Source organism: Arsenicibacter rosenii, from assembly GCF_001870735.1.
Lineage (GTDB): Bacteria > Bacteroidota > Bacteroidia > Cytophagales > Spirosomataceae > Arsenicibacter > Arsenicibacter rosenii.
In genome coordinates this window covers 1-454 of record NZ_MORL01000265.1, presented here as the reverse complement: position 1 = coordinate 454, position 454 = coordinate 1, and the positions used below count along the sequence as shown (strand labels likewise).

Sequence of the window (454 nt, the reverse complement as noted above, 5' to 3'; positions counted from 1 at the left end):
GACAGCATTAAGATGCGGTATGACTACCTGCGCACGGAAATTGCTATTGAAAACATGACCGCCGGTCAGCACAAAGACCGTTTACCGGACCAAATCCGGGGTCTTTACGGGGGTGAAGCTCCAGTTCTGGAACAGCTAAAGCGGATAAGCCGTATCGCTTTTGGTTTCAGAAAGGACAAAGAAGGTCTGTACGGTCGTGATGTCGGGCAGGTTGGCGAGTTTGTGCCGGTAAAAGTTGTGGTAGGCATCTATGTCGGTGGTGACCACCCGCAGGATAAAGTCGAATGTGCCGGTCATCTGATAGCACTCCATAACTTCCGGAAACTGAACGACCTGCTCTTCAAACGACTGTAAGGTAGATGAGGCGTGGTTGTTCAGCAGCACATGGCAAAACGCAATCAGGTTGCGGTTGATCAGCCGCCGATCCAGGATGGCGACCGTGCGTTTGATGTAG

General features: G+C 51.8%; 1 protein-coding gene. It reads right to left on the bottom strand.

Annotated elements, in window-relative coordinates; translation table 11 throughout:
• Positions 1–135: 135 nt before the first annotated feature.
• A partial coding sequence (locus tag BLX24_RS31190) for an Lrp/AsnC family transcriptional regulator (protein WP_071506954.1) occupies positions 136–454 on the bottom strand: 319 nt, incomplete at its 5' end.